A 17,827-nucleotide genomic window follows, 5' to 3' on the forward strand; every position below is an offset into this window, starting at 1 on the left:
TTCCGAACCCGGAAGCTAAGCCTACCTGCGCTGATGGTACTGCACCTGGGAGGGTGTGGGAGAGTAAGACGCCGCCGACATTAAACTATCATAGTTGTGGTGCGACGTGTTGTTGGTTGTTCCCGTTTAGTACGGGTGATGATCGACAGCCCGTCGCACCACCACTTTTTTATTGCCTAAAAACCCCGTCCACCCGGGGTGATATCGTGTGAGCAGTCCACAGAGTCTGTGAAAGAAGGGTTCAATGTCGGAATACCAAAGCCGCGGCGATCGAGGTCACCGTCCCCCCAACCAGCGAGACGGAAACTTCAAGCCCCGCAGGCACCGTAACTCCGACGACAACCGTCGCGGAAACAACCGTGACCGTGACTTTGACCGCGGGGAACGCCGCGGAGGTAACCGTTACCGGGACCGCGACGATCGGCGAGACAACCGCTACCGTGACCGCGATGACCGTCGCGACGGCCGGTACAACGACCGTGACGGCGACCAGCCACGCGGCCGTCGGGGCGGTGGGCGTCCGTACGGCGGGGGCAAGAAGTTCGACCGGGATCGTCGCAAGGGTGGCGACCGGCGGGGCGGGAACTTCAGGAACCGTGGTGGCCAGGCCAATCGAGCACGTCAGTCCGGGCCCCAGCGCTCTGGCTACCGCGAGGAGCGCATCAACGCCCGCATGAAGGAACCCCGCATTCCGGAGGGTGTGGATCCGAAGGACCTCGATCCACAGGTGCGCCAGGAGCTGCGCAGCCTGTCTCGCGATAACGCGGACATGGTCGCCAAGCACCTCATCATGGCCGCCACCCTTCTGGACGAGAACACCGAAAAGGCCCTCGAACACGCGCGTGCCGCCAAGGACCGTGCCGGCCGCGTGGCAGTCGCCCGCGAAACCAACGGCATTGCTGCCTACCACGCTGGAGAGTGGAAGGAAGCCATCTCTGAGCTTCGCGCTGCTCGTCGCATGCAGGGTGGACCAGGTCTGATTGCCGTCCTTGCCGACGCTGAGCGCGCGCTCGGACGACCGGAGAAGGCGCTGGGAGTGGCCGGCGAGTACCGTCCCGAGGATCTCGACCCGGAGACCCGCGTTGAGCTCGCCATGGTGGTGGCCGGTGCTTACCAGGACCTTGACCGTTACGAGGAGGCCATCGTCGCCCTCGAGGAGGAACTCGACGCTGCCGACGCTCCAGACGTCACCAAGCTGCGCGTGACCTACGCGTACGCCGATGCACTCGCACGGGCCGGTCGCACGGCCGATGCCATCCAGTGGTTTACCAAGGCCAACGAACTCGATACTGAAGAGGTGCTCGACGCCGAGAAGCGCATCGCGGAGCTCAATAAGGGTACCGGCGAGAAGAAGTCTGAAGGTACCGGCGAGAGCAATGGCAACGATGTTGGCGCGGAGAGCAGCGAGGAGAAGTAGCCATGCTTGAGCTGCTCAGCCGCTACGACACCCTCCTGCTCGACCTCGACGGGACCATTTTCGCGGGGGATAAGCTGATCCCCGGCGCGGTCGAGGGCATTGCTGACCGGGGCAGAGTCTTCGTGACTAATAACGCCTCGCGCAGTCCTGAGGAGGTCGTGGAGCACCTGGGCAGCCTCGGCATTGGTGCAATCCCCTCCGAGGTCCTGACCTCCGCGCAGGCCGCAGCAACGCTGGCAGCCGAAACAATGGCGCAGGAACGCCCCGGTGCAGGTCCGCTTAAGGCGCTCGTCGTGGGCAGCCAGAGCCTCCGCGATCTCACCCAGGAGGCAGGGTTCGAACTCACGGACTCCGCCGACGACTCGCCCGACGTGGTGCTGCAGGGCCACAGCCCGGAGAACAACTGGGCTCGGCTTTCCGAGGCCACGCTCGCGATCACCCGCGGCGCTCGCTACATCGCCAGCAACCTGGATACGACGCTGCCCTCGTCCCGTGGTTTCCTGGTCGGTAACGGGTCCATGGTGGCCGCTGTCGTCAGCGCCACCGGGGTGCGGCCCTTGAGCGCAGGCAAGCCGCAGCCCGCGATGTTCCACGTTGCAGCACGCAAGGCGGGGGCTAGTGCGCCACTGGTCGTCGGCGATCGTCTGGACACTGACATCGCTGGTGGACGCGCCGCCGAGATGGACACCCTGATGGTGCTCACCGGGGTCTCCACCCATTGGGACGTGATCCACACCGAGCACCGGCCGACCCACATCCGCGCCAATCTCAGCGAGGAGCTCGGCGGTTGGACGGCAGAGGTCACCGAGCCGCACACGATCACTGTTACAGCCGGCGAAAACCCCGCCGACGGACAGGGCACAGCCACAGGCTTCGCCACCCCCGAGCAGCTCACCACTGCGGCAGCACTCGCAGCAGCCGCCCCGCTCGCCTGGGAGCTGCTGGACGGCGGCACCACCCGAGATCAGCTCCGGATTATCGGAAGTGATCCACTGGCCGCCGACGCCATCGCAGCATGGCGGGACTAAACTACAGCACTATGCAGCACCCCCAGCCCACACCAGGATCGGCACCGACACCAGGAAGCCACATGCCCGCCCAGGCGGGCGGGCCAACACCGAACTCGCCGGAGGCGCAGGCCGATCACCTCGCCGAGAATATCGACGAGCTGCTCAGCCAGCGGCTGGAGGGCACCGAGGAAGCCGAGATGCTGGAACAAGCCCACAGCCTCATCAGCAAGGCTCTCGGGCAGGGCTAAACCCCCGATGTCGGCGTCCTAAAAGGACGCGGAAAACAACCAGCACCGTCGAACCCAGCAGCGGAAGAAGAAGGAAAGCACACAGGTGGCGAAAAAAGGTCAGCGGCTTCAACGCCTCGATGCAGAACTCGTGCGCCGCAAGATCGCGCGCTCCCGCGAACAGGCGCAGAAGATGATCAAGGAAGGCCGCGTGCAGGTCAATGGCATGCTCGCCGCAAAGCCCGCGACCGGCGTGAACGCTGATGTGTCCATCCGGGTCGCGGAATCTGAGGAGGACCACTGGGCCTCCCGCGGGGCGCACAAGCTCCTCGGCGCACTGGCCGCCTTTGAACCGCAGGGGCTGAGCCTGGAGGGCAAACGCGTCCTCGACGCCGGCGCCTCGACCGGTGGTTTTACGGACGTCGCCCTCGACCGCGGTGCCAGCGAAGTGCTCGCGGTGGACGTCGGTTACGGGCAGCTGATCTGGCGGCTGCAGAACGACCCCCGTGTCACCGTGATGGATCGCACCAACGTCCGCACGCTGACCCCGGAAGCGATCGGTGGCCCCGCGGACGTCATGGTCGGGGACCTCTCCTTCATCTCCATCAAGCTGGTCCTTTCCGCCATCGCCGAGTGCATGGCCGAGGGCGCGGATCTGTTGCCGATGGTGAAGCCACAGTTCGAGGTGGGCAAGGACCGGCTGGGCTCCGGCGGGGTCGTGCGCTCCCCGGAGCTGCGCGCGGAGGTGACCCTCGACGTGGCGCGGGAGGCTTTGAAGTATGGTCTATCAACGAAGGCCGTCGTTGCCTCTCCGCTTCCCGGACCTAGCGGGAACGTGGAGTATTTCCTCTGGCTTTCCAAAGATGGGGGAAAGCAGGCGCCAACGATGGATACACTTGAGGCCATGGTGTCCACGGCGGTGAAGGAGGGACCACAGTGACGGCTGCCAACGAGGCCCCCAAGCAGGAGGCCGAGAACCCGTCGCCTGGTGAGGAGAAGCAGCGCGAGGTGCTGCTCGTCGCCCACACCGGGGTACACGAGAACCTGGGCATGGCCGCCGAAGCGGCATCCCAACTCCACGAGGGCGGCATCAACGTCCGCGTGATGGCAACCGCCGATCCAGCCCCCGTGGCTCGCCACGAGATCCTGGGGCGCTTCCCACGCTTCGGGCACACCCGCGAGGCCGCGCAGGGCGTGGAGATGGTGCTCGTTCTGGGCGGCGATGGCACCTTCCTGCGCGCAGCCGATATCGCGCACTCCGCGGACGTGCCCGTACTGGGCATCAACATGGGCCACATCGGCTTCCTCGCGGAGTGGGAGCAGGAGTCCCTCGCCGAGGCCATCGAGCGCGTCATCGCCCACGACTACCGCGTGGAAGACCGCATGACCCTGTCGATTACCGTCCGCGATATGGACGGCCGCGTGCTCGGCACCGGCTGGGCGCTCAACGAGTGCTCGGTGGAGAACCTGAACCGCCAGGGCGTGCTCGACTCGATCCTCGAGGTCGACGAACGGCCGGTGTCTTCTTTCGGCTGCGACGGTGTCCTGGTATCGACGCCGACGGGCTCGACTGCTTACGCATTCTCCGCCGGTGGCCCCGTGCTGTGGCCCGAGCTGGACGCCATCCTGGTGGTCCCGTCTAATGCCCATACGCTGTTCTCCCGCCCGCTGGTCGTGTCCCCGAATTCCTCCGTCGCCGTGGAGACGAACCCGGAGACCTCGCCGGCTACCGCGGTGATGGATGGCTTCCGTCAGATTCACATGCCGCCAGGGGCGCGCGTGGAGATCCGCCGCGGCCCGCAGTCCGTGCGCTGGGTGCGCCTGGATCAGGCGCCGTTCACGGACCGCCTGGTGCACAAGTTCCGCCTGCCGATCACCGGCTGGCGCGGCCCACGCCACTAGTAGTTCACTCACCCCGACGACCGGGAGTCCCCAAAACCTCAAGAAGCGACTTTTCTGGAATGCTCCACGACCTACACATCACCAACCTCGGTGTGATCGAAGAAGCCACCGCCGAGTTCGCCAGCGGACTGACTGTCGTCACCGGTGAAACGGGTGCCGGCAAAACGATGGTGGTCAGCAGCCTGCGTTTGCTCTCCGGGCACCGAGCGGATGCCTCGAAGGTGCGCGCCGGTTCGGAGCGGGCCAGCGTGGAGGGGGTCTTTTCCCACGATGACCCGGCAGTTCAGGAACGCGTCGAGGAGATCGTCTCTGAGTTCGGGGGCTACTCTGACGAGGGGGAGTACATCGCCTCCCGGACGGTGTCCGCGTCCGGGCGTTCCCGGGCGCACCTCGCTGGAAAAACGGTCGCCGCGGGCGTGCTGGGGCAGTTCGCTGCGGAGGTCATCACCATCCACGGGCAGAACGACCAGCTGCGCCTGAAGGATTCCACGAAGCAGCTGGCCGCGATTGATGAGTTCGCGGGGCTGACTGGCCAGGCCGCCGAGTTCGCCGCGCTGCGACGCGAGTGGCTGGCTGCGGCGAAGGAGCTGGAAACCCGCACGAAGGATCGCCGGGAGCTGGCCCTGGAGGCCGAGACCCTGCAGCGGGCCCTGGAGGTCATCGACGAGATCGACCCGGAGCCGGGCGAGGACGAGTTCCTCAAGTCCCGGATCTCTCGCCTGCAGGACGCCAGCGACGTCCGCTCCGCCCTGCAGCGCGCCATCTCCTTCATCGATGGCGGCGAGGAGCTGGGCGAGGGGGAGTTGTCCAGCGGAGCCAATGATCTGCTTGGCCAGGCGCAGTCCGAACTGCAGGGCGGGGACGCGAAGTGGGCGGAACTTGCCGAGCGCATCGGGGAGGTCAGCTCCCTGCTCTCGGATATTGCACTGGACCTGGGCCAAGAGCTGGTGGATATTCCCGATCCCGAAGAGCTGGAGGAGCTGCTGGAGCGCCAGCAGGAACTCCGCCAGCTGCGCCGTTTCGCGGTGGATGTGGACGGTGCGATCGCCTGGCGCGACGAGGCTCGCGAGAAGCTCGCCACGCTCGATGTCTCCGACGATGCACTGGCGGAGCTCGCCAAGCAGGTCGCGGAGAAGGAGGCTGCGATGCTCAAGGTCGGCCGTAAGCTCTCCGCCGCGCGTGAAAAAGCAGCCAAGGATTTCGGCAAGGCGGTCACCGAGGAGATCTCGGGGCTGCACATGCACGCCAGCGTCGAGGTGGACCTCAAGCGGGTGGGCCCGAACCCGCAGGGCCTCGACGAGTGCGAGTTCCAGCTGATCCAGGGCGGGCACCGCACTGCGCTGGGCTCCAGTGCGTCCGGCGGTGAACTTTCCCGCATCATGCTCGCCATCGAGGTGATCCTGGCCAGCAGTGGGCGCACGATGGTCTTCGACGAGGTTGACGCGGGCGTGGGCGGGAAGGCCGCGGTGGAGATCGGGCGCCGCCTGGCTGCGCTTGCCCGCGAGAACCAGGTGATCGTGGTGACGCACCTGCCACAGGTCGCCGCCTTCGCGGATGCTCATATCTACGTGGATAAGACCGCCAGCTCCACGACCGTCTCCTCGAGTGTGCGCACACTGAGCGAGGAGGAGCGGGTGGCGGAGCTCGCCCGCATGCTCGCGGGCCTGGAGTCCGATACGGGCCGGGCTCACGCCGAGGAGCTCATGGCGATGGCCGTGGAGGCGAAGAAGCACTAAAACATCGGCGCGCCTAACCGAGAATCCAGCGGTTAAGCAGCAAAATGGTACGCATGATGTTTTCCCGATCAGAAAAACCTGGCATTACCGGGGCTACCCGGAACCTCACCGGCCCCAAAGCTTGGTCTAAGACGAAGATCTCCGAGGGGGATATCGTCGTCATTTCTGCTCCGGATATTAACCGCGCCACCGCGCAGCGTTTCATCGACGCCGGCGTGGCCGGGGTGGTCAATACCGCCCAGTTCACCACTGGTCAGGTGCCAAACTTTGGTCCGCAGATGCTGCTCGACGCCGGCATCGAGCTCGTGGAGAATGTGGATCCGGAGATCACCGAGAAGGTCAAGAACGGCAAGAAGGGCCGCCTGGAGGGCGGGCACCTCTACTACGGCGATCGTTCCCTCGGCAGCGGCGCGATCCTCGATCTGGACGCCTCGATGCAGCGCTTCGATGACGCCCGCTCGGCCCTCGGCGATCACCTCGACGCCCTGGCTGGCAATACCGCGGAGCTCGCCCGCTCCGAGTCCCCACTGCTGATCGACGGCCTGGGCATCCCGGACGTCGACGTGGACATGGTGGACCGCAAGGTCATGGTGATCAGCCCGCTGCCGGATTTGAAGGACCAGCTGCGCGACCTGCGCTTCTTCCTGCGCGAGTACGACCCGATCATCGTCGCGATCGAGTCCGCCGCTGACGAACTGCTGGAGCTGGGCTACCGCCCGGCCGTCATCGTCGGTAACCCGGAAAACATCGGTTCCGAATCGCTGCGTTCCGGCGCGACCGTCGTCCTTCCCGCGGAGGCGGACGGCTACGCGCAGGGCCTGGAGCGTATCCAGGACCTCGGCGTCGGCGCGATGACCTTCCCGGCGGCGACGAAGAACCCGACCGACCTGGCGCTGCTGCTGGCCGACTACCACGGCGCGTCGATGGTGGTTCACCTCGGCGAGAAGTGGGACCTGGATCGCGTCTTTTCTGAGACGGAATCTGAGGACACCCCGTCTGCTCTGCTGTCCCGCCTGCGCGTTGGTCCGAAGTTCGTGCACGCCAGCTCCATCGCCGAGCTTTACCGCGTCTCGAAGTCGGGCTCCGGGTGGCTGTGGGCGCTGATCGGTGTGCTGGCCGCGATCTTGGTGATCATCCTCATCGCCGGCTTCTCTGGCGATGCTGGGTTCGTGGATAACCTGATCGATTCGTGGAATAACCTGGCACTCAGCGTGCAGGGCCTGTTTAAGAACTAGGGAGTCGCTCGTGAGTAAGTCTGGAACGATTGCCGGCCTCGGCTTCGGCATTGCCCTTGGCGTACTGGGCGGGGTTTACGTGCTGGCCCCGAACGTTCCGGGGGCTGCCGGTGGTGCGGGGACGAGCGCCCAGGAGCTCACCGCTGCCCGCGAGGACGCCGACGCCGCGGATCGTGATGCCCAGGCTTCGGATGACGTCGTCGCTGGGCTGGCTGCGAAGGCTGTGGCCGGTGAGCTGGAGGGGAAGACGGTCGCGCTGATCTCTTTCCCGGACGCCGACCGCGAGACCGTTGATCGACTGCGCTGGCTGGTGGACAAGGCGGGGGCGGAGGTCACCCCACTGCCGGTGACCGAGGAGATGCTGAACCCGGAGAAGGGCGACAAGCTGAAGTCCGTGGCGGCCAACAGCCTGCCCGCGGGCGCCCAGCTCAGCGAGGAGGTGCTAAGCCCGGGCATGCACACCGGCCAACTGCTGGGTGCTGCGCTGAGCTCGACGCTGCCGAAGGCTGAGAAGTCCGCGGAGGGCGAGCAGAACCGCGATCGCGGTGAGGGTCGCGAGGGTGCTAGCGAGGGCAACCGCGGCGGGGGAACCGCCAGCGCCTCGGACCGGGCCGTCGTCTTCGGCGCACTGGAGAAAAACGGGGTGCTGAAGAAGCCCGCAGACCTTGGCGACGAGGGCGTGGACCTGGCCCTGATCGTGACCAACAAGGGCGTGACCGCCGATGAGTCGGGTTACGGCGCGCAGTTCATCGCTGATTTCGCTGCCGGCCTGGATAGCCAGATGCCGGGCGCGGTGCTGGTGGGCGAGTCCGGCAGTGCGGATAAGAAGGCCGCGCTGGGCATCGTGCGCAACGAGCGGGCTTATGCCGAGAAGCTGTCCACGGTGGACAACGTCCAGCGCAGCGCGGGCCGCATCACTGCGGTGCGAGCGCTGAAGGAACAGGCTGGCGGAGACGCTGGCCACTACGGCGCGGCGACCAACGCCAAGGCCGCCACCGTCGGTAAGAACTAGGCGCAGGCGGCGTCGGTGACGGCGGACGCGCAGGAGGCGAACCTGCAGCACCGGGAACGGTGGCTGCGACACCTCCGACTGGAGCGGAACCTCTCCCGCAACACGCTGGATAGCTACCGTCGGGACACGGACCGTTACCTGGCGTGGCTGGGCGCGCGCAGCGTGACCGAGCTGAATACGGGGGATATCGAGTCCTTCATGGCCTCGCTGGCCAAAGGGGAGGGGCTGGCGGCCTCCACGCGTGCACGAATTCTTGCGGCGGTGCGGAACTTCCACCGCTTCCTGACTGGCGAAGGTGTCACCGAAGGGGACGTCGCGGACGACGTCGCGCGCCCCGGTCAGGCGGCGAGCATCCCGAAGGCGCTCAGCATCGCCGAGGTGACCGCGATCCTGGAATCCTGCCCGAACGACGACGCCGCGTCGCTTATCCAGATCCGCGACCGCGCGTTGCTGGAGATGCTGTACTCCACCGGCGCGCGCGTCAGCGAGCTGCTGGGGCTGGACGTGGACGACGTGGACCCGACCGAGAAGCTCATCATCGTCCGGGGCAAGGGTTCGAAGGAACGGGTCGTCCCGGTGGGGGATCCGGCGCTGGATGCGTTGCAGCACTACCTGGTGCGGGTCCGTCCGGCATTCAACAAGAAGGGTTCGGCGGCGCTGTTTCTCAACCGCAATGGCGGTCGGATGGGGCGGCAGTCGGCGTTCAACATGGTCTCCTCGGTCAGCGAGAAGGCCGGGGTGGCCGGGGTCAGCCCGCACAGCTTCCGGCACTCCTTCGCCACGCACCTGTTGGAGGGCGGGGCGGATATCCGCGTGGTGCAGGAGCTGCTCGGCCACAGCAATGTGGTGACCACCCAGATCTATACGAAGGTGAGCCCGGACCACCTGCGGGAGGCGTGGTCGGAGAGCCACCCGCGCTCGAACTAGAGACCTTTCAAGGCTTAAGCCTTGCCTAGTATCAACCTCGGCTTTGAACTCGACTGACCTGCCCGAAAAGCCTGCGAAAAATGGGGGAGAGAGAATTGCACGGGCGTAATCTACGCGTAATCTATGTGTAGTGGGAGCGCCAACCGCGCTCTGAAATGACCGTTAGACAAGGGAGAGGGCTTGACAGTGCAGAGCTCCGACGCGCTTTTCGATAAGCCCGAGCAAGAACTCGGGCTCACGGGGCGCCCCATGCGCCCGCTGCCAGACCCGGAGCCGCTGTCCTCTCATGGGCCTGCGACCATCATCGCCATGTGTAATCAGAAGGGTGGGGTCGGCAAGACCACCTCGACGATCAACATGGGTGCCGCACTCGCGGAGTTCGGCCGCAAGGTCCTCCTCGTCGACCTCGACCCGCAGGGCGCGCTGTCTGCCGGCCTGGGGATCAGCCACGAAGAGCTGGACGTCACCGTCCACAACCTCCTCGTCGACAATTCCTCCTCCATTTTCGACGCCATCCTGCCCAGCGGCGTCGAAAACCTCGACCTGGTGCCCGCGAATATCGACCTCTCCGCCGCGGAGATCCAGCTCGTCAACGAAGTCGGCCGCGAGCAGGCCCTCGCGCGTGCCCTGCGCCCGGTGATGAAGGACTACGACTTCATCATCATCGACTGCCAGCCTTCGCTCGGCCTGCTCACCGTCAACGCACTGTCCTGCGCGGACTCCGTGATGATCCCGGTGGAGTCCGAGTACTTCTCCCTGCGCGGCCTCGCGCTGCTGATGGACACGGTGGAGAAGGTGCGCGACCGCCTCAACTTCAAGCTCGAAGTCCTGGGCATCCTGGTGACCATGTTCGATCGCCGCACCCTGCACGCCCGCGAGGTCATGGAGCGCCTCGTCGAGGCCTTCGGGGACAAGGTCTTCGACTCGGTCATCACCCGCACCGTCCGCTTCCCGGAGACCTCCGTGGCCGGCGAGCCGATCAGCACGTGGGCCCCGAAGTCCTCCGGTGCGATCCAGTACCGCAACCTCGCGGCGGAGGTCATCCAGCGCGTCGCCGAGCAGCACTAGGCCACGCCCCGCGCCGGTCAGCGTGGTGGCAGAAAAGTAGGTTCGCGTGACAGATCCCCAGCAACCGGAACTCACGGGGTTCCGGGTCGCGCTCGCGAACTTCGACGGCCCCTGCGACCTGCTGCTTCAGCTGATTCACTCACACAAGCTGGACATCACGGAGATCGCGCTCGCCGAGGTCACCGACGAGTTCATCGCCTACACCCGGGGCCTGTCCCAGTCCGCTGAGGACCTGGATGAGGTCACGGAGTTCCTGCTCGTCGCTTCCACATTGCTGGATTTGAAGGCCGCCCGCCTGGTTCCTCGCGGCGAGGTCGACGACGAGGCCGACCTCGAGCTGCTGGAGTCCCGCGACCTCCTGTTCGCCCGCCTGCTGCAGTACAAGGCCTATAAGCAAGTCGCAGACCTCTTCGCCGAGTGGCAGCGGGGTGCGGCCCGCAGCTACCCGGTGGCGCTCTCTCTGGAGGACCGCTACGCCAACCTGCTGCCACCGGTGGAGATTAAGCACACGAAGGAGAGCTTCGCGGAGCTGGCCGCCCATGTGTTCCGGCCCCGCCCGGAGGGGGTGCAGACCGGCCACGTCCACGCGCCTGCGGTCTCGGTGCCGAAGCAGGCCGGCAAGATCCTCAACACGCTGAAGATCGCGGGGGAGAATAAGTGGGTGAACTTCGACTCGCTGATTAGTGATGCGGAGGAATCCATCGTTGTGGTGGGCCGTTTCCTCGCTCTGCTGGAGCTGTACAAGGCCCGCGCCATTGGGGTGGAACAGCCCATGCCGCTCGAGGAGATGCTCGTCGCTTGGACCGGCCTGGACGTGGATCCGCAGGTTGTCGCAGCGTCGAACTGGGATTAGCTCCAGCACCACATTCCCCCTGATGAACCTGAGAAGGAGAGCCCTGGACCATGAGTGAAGAACACCTGCACCTGCCCGCGGTGTCCCAGCTGCGTAGCCGGGTGGAATCCCTGCTGCTGGTCTCTGACGAGCCCGTGGCCGCCGAGGAGCTCGCCGAGGCCTGCAGTGTGGATAGCTCCCAGGTGGAGGACGCGCTGCGCCAGATCGCCGAGGAGTTCGACGCCCGTGGCTCCGGCTTCGACCTGCGGGAGCGCGAGGGGCTGTGGCGCCTGTACACCAGGCCCGAGAACTCGGATGTGGTGGAGGCGAAGATCCTCCAAGGTACCCAACAGCGCCTGTCTCGGGCTGCCTTGGAGACCCTGGCCGTGGTGGCTTATCGACAGCCGGTGACCCGTTCCCAGGTCGCGGCGGTGCGCGGGGTGAATTGCGACGGCGTGATGCGGACGTTGGCGCTGCGCGGCCTGATCCGCCAGGTTGAGGTGGCAGCCGAGGGGGAGGAAGAAACCGCAGCCGCAGGACCGGGTGGGGCCCACCTGTACGAGACCACCGATCTGCTGCTGGAGCAGCTGGGCATCGAATCGCTCGACGAGCTGCCGGACTTGGCCCCGCTGCTGCCGGATGTGGAATCGATCGAATCCGATTACTGATCTAGACTGGGCTGCGTACCTCAAAGACTTTGAGCAAATAAGGACATAATTTGAATACACCCGCTCGCCGAGATGGCATACCGGAAAAGAACGCTGCGAAGCCCGGCGGCGCCGAGACCTTCGTCCCGAAGGCCAAGCCGGCCCGCCACCAGCACGTCACAAAGTCAGAGCAGAAGGCCGCCCCAGCTGCGGAGGATAAGGTCCGCCTGCAGAAGGTCCTGGCAGCCGCCGGCGTGGCCAGCCGCCGCATGAGCGAGAAGCTCATCGCCGCGGGCCGCGTCGAGGTCAACGGCAAGGTCGTGGACCGGATGGGCGTGCGCATCGACCCGAACAAGGACGTCGTCCGCGTCGACGGAGTTCGCGTCCAGGTCAACGACGAGATGCACTACTACATCTTCAACAAGCCGCGCGGCGTCCAGTCCACGATGAGCGACGACATGGGCCGTCCGTCGGTGGGTAACTTCATCGACGAGCGCCTCAAGCAGGGCCAGGGCCTGTTCCACGTCGGGCGCCTGGACGCCCAGACTGAGGGCCTGCTGCTGCTCACCAACGACGGTGAGCTCGCCAACCGCCTCATGCACCCCAGCTACGAGGTCTCCAAGACCTACATGGCCACCGTGCTGGGCGAGGCGAAGAAGGGACTGGTCCACGAGCTGAAGAAGGGCATCGAGCTGGACGACGGCATCGCCAAGGTCGATGATGTCCAGATCGTGGACGTCTGGCAGGGCAAGTCCCTGATCAAGCTGGAGCTGCACGAGGGCCGTAAGCACATCGTGCGTCGCCTGCTGAAGGTCGCTGGCTTCCCGGTTCAGGCGCTGGTGCGCACCAAGATCCACACGGTGCAGCTCGGCGACCAGAAGCCGGGTAGCGTGCGTGCGCTGAACCGTTCGGAACTGACCAGCCTGTACAAGGCCGTGGGCCTGTAAGCCGGGAGGAGTTGAAGGATGACTACTGATATGAACGCTGATTTCTCCCAGCTCGCGCTGATCGACAATCTCAACGAGGGCGGATTCCTGCTGGCCATCGACGGCCCGTCCGGCACCGGCAAGTCCACCGTCTCCCGCCGCATCGCCCAGTACGCGGGCGCGCGCTACCTGGACACGGGCGCGATGTACCGCGTGGCGACCCTGCACGTGCTGAAGACCGGCATCGATCCGGCCGATCCGGCTGCGACTGAGGCCATCATCGAGGCGACCTCCCAATTGCCGCTGCAGGTCAACGAGGACCCGCAGTCCACTGAGGTTCTTCTGGACGGGGAGGACGTCTCCGCCGACATCCGTGGTCCGGAGGTGACCGCGCACGTCTCCGCCGTCGCCGCGATCCCGGAGGTTCGCACCAATCTTGTGGAGCTGCAGCGCGGCCTCGCTGCCGCGGCTGGCCGCTGCGTGGTCGAGGGCCGGGACATCGGAACGGTCGTGCTCCCGGACGCCCCGGTGAAGGTGTACATGACCGCCAGCGCCGAGGTGCGCGCGCAGCGCCGCTTCGACCAGGACACCGCCGCTGGCCGCGAGGTTTCCTACGAGGCTGTGCTGGCCGACGTCCAACGCCGTGATGAGGCGGACTCCACCCGCGAGACCTCTCCGCTGCGCCCGGCGGAGGATGCCACCATCCTCGACACCGGCGAGATGAGCATCGAGGAGGTCATCGAGGCGATCGCTGGACTGATCGAGGAATCGGACCTGGACTCCGATATCCCGGCCGACGGCGCGGAGAACACTGGTGGTCTGGTGTTCCGCACGGTTGAGGGGGACGTCGTCCCGGCTGATGGGGACGCGCCGGTGCAGGAAGAATCCGAGGAGGACCTGGAGAACTGGGATCCCGAGAACTGGGACGGCGAGACCTGGGAGGTCGACCCCGAGCAGCTGGGTGAGCACTACCTGCAGGCGGAGGAATTCGACCTGCTGGAATCCGACGAGGAGGACACCGACTGGGAGTCCATCGAGGAAGCCTTCGGCATCGCCGACGAGCTCGAGGCGCAGAAGGAAGCGCTGTGCACGGTGGCGATCGTCGGCCGACCGAACGTGGGTAAGTCCACGCTGGTGAACCGCTTCATCGGGCGCCGCGAGGCCGTGGTGGAGGACTTCCCGGGTGTGACCCGCGACCGCATCTCCTACCTGGGTGACTGGGGCGGGCGCCGCTTCTGGGTGCAGGACACCGGCGGCTGGGACCCGGATGCCAAGGGCATCCACGCCGCAATCGCCCGCCAGGCGGAGACCGCGATGGCCACCGCTGATGCGATCGTCTTCGTGGTGGACACGAAGGTCGGCATCACCGAGACCGACGAGGTCATCGCGCGCAAGCTGCAGCGCTCCGACGTGCCAGTGATCGTGGTTGCCAATAAGTTCGAGTCCGATACGCAGTACGCGGACATGGCGGAGTTCTGGGCGCTCGGCCTGGACAACCCTTATCCGGTGTCCGCGCTGCACGGGCGCGGTGCGGCGGACGTGCTGGACAAGCTGCTGGAGGTCTTCCCGGAGAAGCCGCGCGAGCTCTCTGTGGTGTCCGGCCCGCGCCGTGTGGCGCTGGTGGGGCGGCCGAACGTGGGTAAGTCCTCGCTGCTGAACAAGATCTCCGGCGAGCAGCGTTCGGTGGTGGATAACGTCGCGGGCACCACGGTGGACCCGGTGGACTCCATCGTCGAGCTGGAGGATCGCACCTGGCGCTTCGTGGATACCGCCGGTATCCGCAAGAAGGTGAAGAACGCGGTGGGGCACGAGTACTACGCCTCGCTGCGCACCCGTGCCGCGATTGATGCCAGTGAGGTCGTGGTGTTCCTGGTGGACGCCTCCGAACCCATCGCGGAGCAGGATCAGCGCGTGCTGCGGATGATTCTGGACGCCGGTAAGGCGCTAGTCGTGGCGTTTAACAAGTGGGACCTCGTGGACGAGGACCGCCGGGAGCTGCTGGAACGCGAGATCGACCTGCAGCTTTCGCACGTGCCGTGGGCTCGCCGGGTGAATATCTCCGCCAAGACCGGGCGTGCTCTGCAGAAGCTGGAGCCCGCGATGATGGAGGCTCTGGAGAGCTGGGATCAGCGCATCCCGACCGGCCAGCTAAACACCTGGCTGCGCGCGGTGATCGCGGAGACCCCGCCACCGATGCGTGGTGGCCGCCTGCCACGCGTGCTCTTCGCCACGCAGGCCTCGTCTCGCCCGCCGGTGATCGTGCTGTTCACCACGGGCTTCCTGGAGCACGGCTACCGCCGCTTCCTGGAGCGCAAGCTGCGCGAGACCTTCGGCTTCGAGGGCTCCCCGGTGCGCATCGCGATCCGCATCCGGGAGAAGAAAAAGAAGCGCTAGCGGAAGCAACCTCGCGCGTTAGCGCAGCACGAGCACCCAGATTGCGATGTGGTGCAGAAGCGCTGCCACGATGGTGGCAGCGTGGAAGACCTCGTGGAAGCCGAACCAACGAGGGGAGGGGTTCGGCCACTGCTTGGCGTAGATCACCGCACCGAGCGAGTAGACCAGCCCGCCGAGCAGCATCAACAGGCTCACAGCGACCCCAAGCTGCTGGTAGTAGCCCACGGCGCCGATAGCTGCCAGCCAACCGAGCGTGAGGTAGGTGGCGGCGTCGAGCCACCGCGGGTGGTCGATCCACACCAGGTTCAGCACGACCGCGGCCAGCGCGGCGAGCCAGCACACCGCCAAGATCCACAATCCGCCGGTGTTAAACCAGGCCCAGCCGGTGAACCACCGCGCGCCGAATGCGGCGACCGTTACCGGCCCATAGGTGCCGGCAATGAAGATCGCGATCATGGCGTGGTCGGCCCGCCGCCAGCTGTTGACCGCCGCCGCGGAGCGCCACGGAACCCGGTGATAGAGGGCGCTTACACTCAGCATCCCGGCCAGGCACAGCGCGTAGAGGGCGGTGGTCAGGGGCATCCAGGAGATGCCGAATTTCGCCAGCGCCACGATCGTGAGGGCGGTGCCCATCCCGCCGAAGTACCACGCGGCGGCGGTGTGTAACCGCCCGCGCATGTAGGGCCTGGGGCCTCGGTCGAAGACCGGGCGGGGACGTCGCTTCGTGAGTACCTGATTCTGCACGAAGCTCAGTGTAGTCCCATTTTTGCCGCTAAAACAGTCCGGCGATCGTGCCGTCCTCGGCGACATCGATTTGCTCTGCTGCGGGGCGCTTCGGCAGCCCCGGCATCGTCATCACCTGCCCGGTCAGCGCCACGACGAAGCCCGCGCCCAGGCGTGGAGCCAACTCGCGGACGTGCAGCACGTGGCCTTCCGGCGCACCCAGCTCGGCCGGGTCATCGGAGAAGCTGTACTGCGTCTTGGAGATGCACACCGGCAGCTTGTCCCAGCCGTGCTCGGCGAGGAACTGCAGGTCCTTCTTGGCCTTGGCGGAGAACTCCACACCGCTAGCGCCGTAGATGCGGGTCGCGATGGTCTCGATGGACTCGGCCAGGCCTTCCGCCGGGTCGTAGAGCTGCTGGGAACCAGCCTGCGGGGCATCGCCGGACTCGATGACCTCGAGCACCTGCTCGGCCAGCTCGACGGCGCCGGCGCCACCCTCGGCCCAGACGGTGGACTCGGCCAGGCGCACGCCCAGCTTCTCAGCCCACTCGGCGACGTGCGCGCGCTCGGCGTCGGTGTCGGAGGTGAAGAGGTTCAGCGCGACGACCGGGGTGGTGCCGAACTTCTCCATGTTCTTCACATGGCGCTCGAGGTTCTTCAGTCCCTCGTCCAGGGCGGCCAGGTTTTCGCTGTTCAGGTCCTCCTTTGCGACGCCGCCGTTGTACTTCAGGGAGCGGATGGTCGCGACGACGACGGCTGCGTCCACGTCGATGCCGCCCTCGCGAGCCTTGATGTCGAAGAACTTCTCCGCGCCGAGGTCGGAGCCGAAACCGGCCTCCGTGACGACGATGTCCCCGAGGCGGCGGGCGGTCTGGGTGGCGATGAGGCTGTTGCAACCGTGCGCGATATTGGCGAACGGGCCGCCGTGAATGAGTGCCGGGGTGCCGCCGAGAGTCTGCACGAGGTTGGGGTTCAGGGCATCCCGCAGCAGGGCGGTAAGCGCGCCTTCGACCTGCAGGTCACCAACGGTGACCGGTCCGCCACTATAAGTCCGGCCGATGACGATGCTGGCGAGCTTGGCCTTCAGATCCGCCAGGTCCGTGGCGAGGCAGAGGATCGCCATCATTTCACTGGCGGCGGTGATGTCGAAGCCCGCTTCGCGTGGGGTGCCGTGGGCCGGACCACCGAGGCCGGTGACGATGGAACGCAGGCTGCGGTCGTTGACGTCCATGCAGCGGCGCCAGGTGACGCGGCGCGGGTCGATGCCGAGCTCGTTGCCCTGTTGGATGTGGTTGTCGATGAGGGCAGCGAGGGTGTTGTTTGCGGCGGTGAGGGCGTGCATGTCGCCGGTGAGGTGGAGGTTGATGTCCTCCATCGGGACGATCTGTGCGTAGCCGCCGCCGGCCGCGCCACCCTTGATGCCCATGACTGGGCCCTGCGATGGTTCGCGGATCGCAACGATGGTGTTGTGCCCTGCGGTACGCAGGGCGTCGGCCAGTCCGATGAGGGTGGTGGACTTACCTTCGCCCGCGGGGGTGGGGGACATGGCGGTCACGAGGACGGTGCGGCCCAGGGGCTTGTCCCATACGTCGGTGGTGCGCAGGGCGGGGACGTCCACCTTGGCCTTAGTGGTGCCGTAGGGGATGAGTGCTTCGGCGGGGATTCCGGCGCGCTCGGCGATGTCCGCGATGGGCTCGAGGGTGTGAGCCTGTGCGATGTCGACGTCGCTGGGCTGGGGCTTGGTGCTTGCACTGGAGTTAGTCATATTTCC

16 protein-coding genes and 1 rRNA gene are annotated in these 17,827 nt (G+C 66.2%); 15 read left to right on the forward strand and 2 right to left on the reverse strand.

Going from position 1 to position 17,827, the window contains the following annotated elements:
* The 15 genes from rrf to der all read left to right on the forward strand — a co-directional run.
* Positions 1-80 (forward strand): 5S ribosomal RNA (gene rrf, locus QP140_RS10390); the annotation flags it as partial.
* A gap of 164 nt (positions 81-244) precedes the next feature.
* A complete protein-coding gene (locus QP140_RS00005; RefSeq protein ID WP_284757345.1) occupies positions 245-1,417 on the forward strand; it encodes a tetratricopeptide repeat protein in 1,173 nt (390 codons plus the stop codon).
* Positions 1,418-1,419: 2 nt separating this feature from the next.
* Positions 1,420-2,445 (forward strand): HAD-IIA family hydrolase, encoded by a 1,026-nt coding sequence (locus QP140_RS00010; protein ID WP_284757347.1) that lies wholly within the window; start codon positions 1,420-1,422, stop codon positions 2,443-2,445.
* Between the two features lie 11 nt (positions 2,446-2,456).
* On the forward strand, positions 2,457-2,675 hold the full coding sequence (locus tag QP140_RS00015; RefSeq protein WP_246818112.1) for a hypothetical protein: 219 nt from the start codon (positions 2,457-2,459) through the stop codon (positions 2,673-2,675).
* Between the two features lie 85 nt (positions 2,676-2,760).
* Positions 2,761-3,594: a TlyA family RNA methyltransferase gene (locus QP140_RS00020; protein ID WP_284757349.1), complete on the forward strand. Its 834-nt coding sequence runs from the start codon at positions 2,761-2,763 to the stop codon at positions 3,592-3,594.
* Entirely contained in the window at positions 3,591-4,556 is a 966-nt protein-coding gene (locus QP140_RS00025; protein ID WP_070760165.1) for an NAD kinase, read from the forward strand. Before QP140_RS00020 ends, QP140_RS00025 begins: the two co-directional genes overlap by 4 nt.
* A gap of 59 nt (positions 4,557-4,615) precedes the next feature.
* Positions 4,616-6,292, forward strand: coding sequence for a DNA repair protein RecN (gene recN, locus QP140_RS00030; RefSeq protein ID WP_284757353.1), 1,677 nt, complete (start codon positions 4,616-4,618; stop codon positions 6,290-6,292).
* Positions 6,293-6,336: 44 nt separating this feature from the next.
* Positions 6,337-7,527 (forward strand): putative cytokinetic ring protein SteA, encoded by a 1,191-nt coding sequence (gene steA, locus QP140_RS00035; RefSeq protein ID WP_070760169.1) that lies wholly within the window; start codon positions 6,337-6,339, stop codon positions 7,525-7,527.
* Between the two features lie 10 nt (positions 7,528-7,537).
* Positions 7,538-8,539: a copper transporter gene (locus QP140_RS00040; RefSeq protein WP_012360341.1), complete on the forward strand. Its 1,002-nt coding sequence runs from the start codon at positions 7,538-7,540 to the stop codon at positions 8,537-8,539.
* A gap of 15 nt (positions 8,540-8,554) precedes the next feature.
* The gene (gene xerD, locus QP140_RS00045; protein ID WP_012360340.1) at positions 8,555-9,466 is read left to right on the forward strand and encodes a site-specific tyrosine recombinase XerD; all 912 of its coding nucleotides are present in this window, start codon (positions 8,555-8,557) and stop codon (positions 9,464-9,466) included.
* 249 nt (positions 9,467-9,715) lie between these two features.
* Entirely contained in the window at positions 9,716-10,534 is an 819-nt protein-coding gene (locus tag QP140_RS00050; protein ID WP_173362353.1) for a ParA family protein, read from the forward strand.
* Between the two features lie 46 nt (positions 10,535-10,580).
* Complete coding sequence (locus tag QP140_RS00055) at positions 10,581-11,387, forward strand: segregation and condensation protein A (RefSeq protein WP_284757365.1); 807 nt, start codon at positions 10,581-10,583, stop codon at positions 11,385-11,387.
* 50 nt (positions 11,388-11,437) lie between these two features.
* Positions 11,438-12,034, forward strand: coding sequence for an SMC-Scp complex subunit ScpB (gene scpB / locus QP140_RS00060; protein WP_284757367.1), 597 nt, complete (start codon positions 11,438-11,440; stop codon positions 12,032-12,034).
* 77 nt (positions 12,035-12,111) lie between these two features.
* A complete protein-coding gene (locus tag QP140_RS00065; RefSeq protein WP_284757716.1) occupies positions 12,112-12,960 on the forward strand; it encodes a pseudouridine synthase in 849 nt (282 codons plus the stop codon).
* A gap of 18 nt (positions 12,961-12,978) precedes the next feature.
* Positions 12,979-15,333: a bifunctional cytidylate kinase/GTPase Der gene (gene der / locus QP140_RS00070; RefSeq protein WP_284757369.1), complete on the forward strand. Its 2,355-nt coding sequence runs from the start codon at positions 12,979-12,981 to the stop codon at positions 15,331-15,333.
* 18 nt (positions 15,334-15,351) lie between these two features.
* Here the strand turns inward: der and trhA are convergent, their stop codons facing one another.
* On the reverse strand, positions 15,352-16,011 hold the full coding sequence (gene trhA, locus QP140_RS00075; protein ID WP_284757718.1) for a PAQR family membrane homeostasis protein TrhA: 660 nt from the start codon (positions 16,009-16,011) through the stop codon (positions 15,352-15,354).
* 94 nt (positions 16,012-16,105) lie between these two features.
* Positions 16,106-17,821 carry a formate--tetrahydrofolate ligase gene (locus QP140_RS00080; RefSeq protein WP_284757371.1) on the reverse strand — a complete coding sequence of 572 codons (1,716 nt, stop codon included), beginning with the start codon at positions 17,819-17,821 and terminating at the stop codon, positions 16,106-16,108.
* Positions 17,822-17,827 lie beyond the last annotated feature (6 nt).

The sequence above is a fragment of the Corynebacterium sp. UMB9976 genome (assembly GCF_030212265.1).
Taxonomy (GTDB): domain Bacteria; phylum Actinomycetota; class Actinomycetes; order Mycobacteriales; family Mycobacteriaceae; genus Corynebacterium.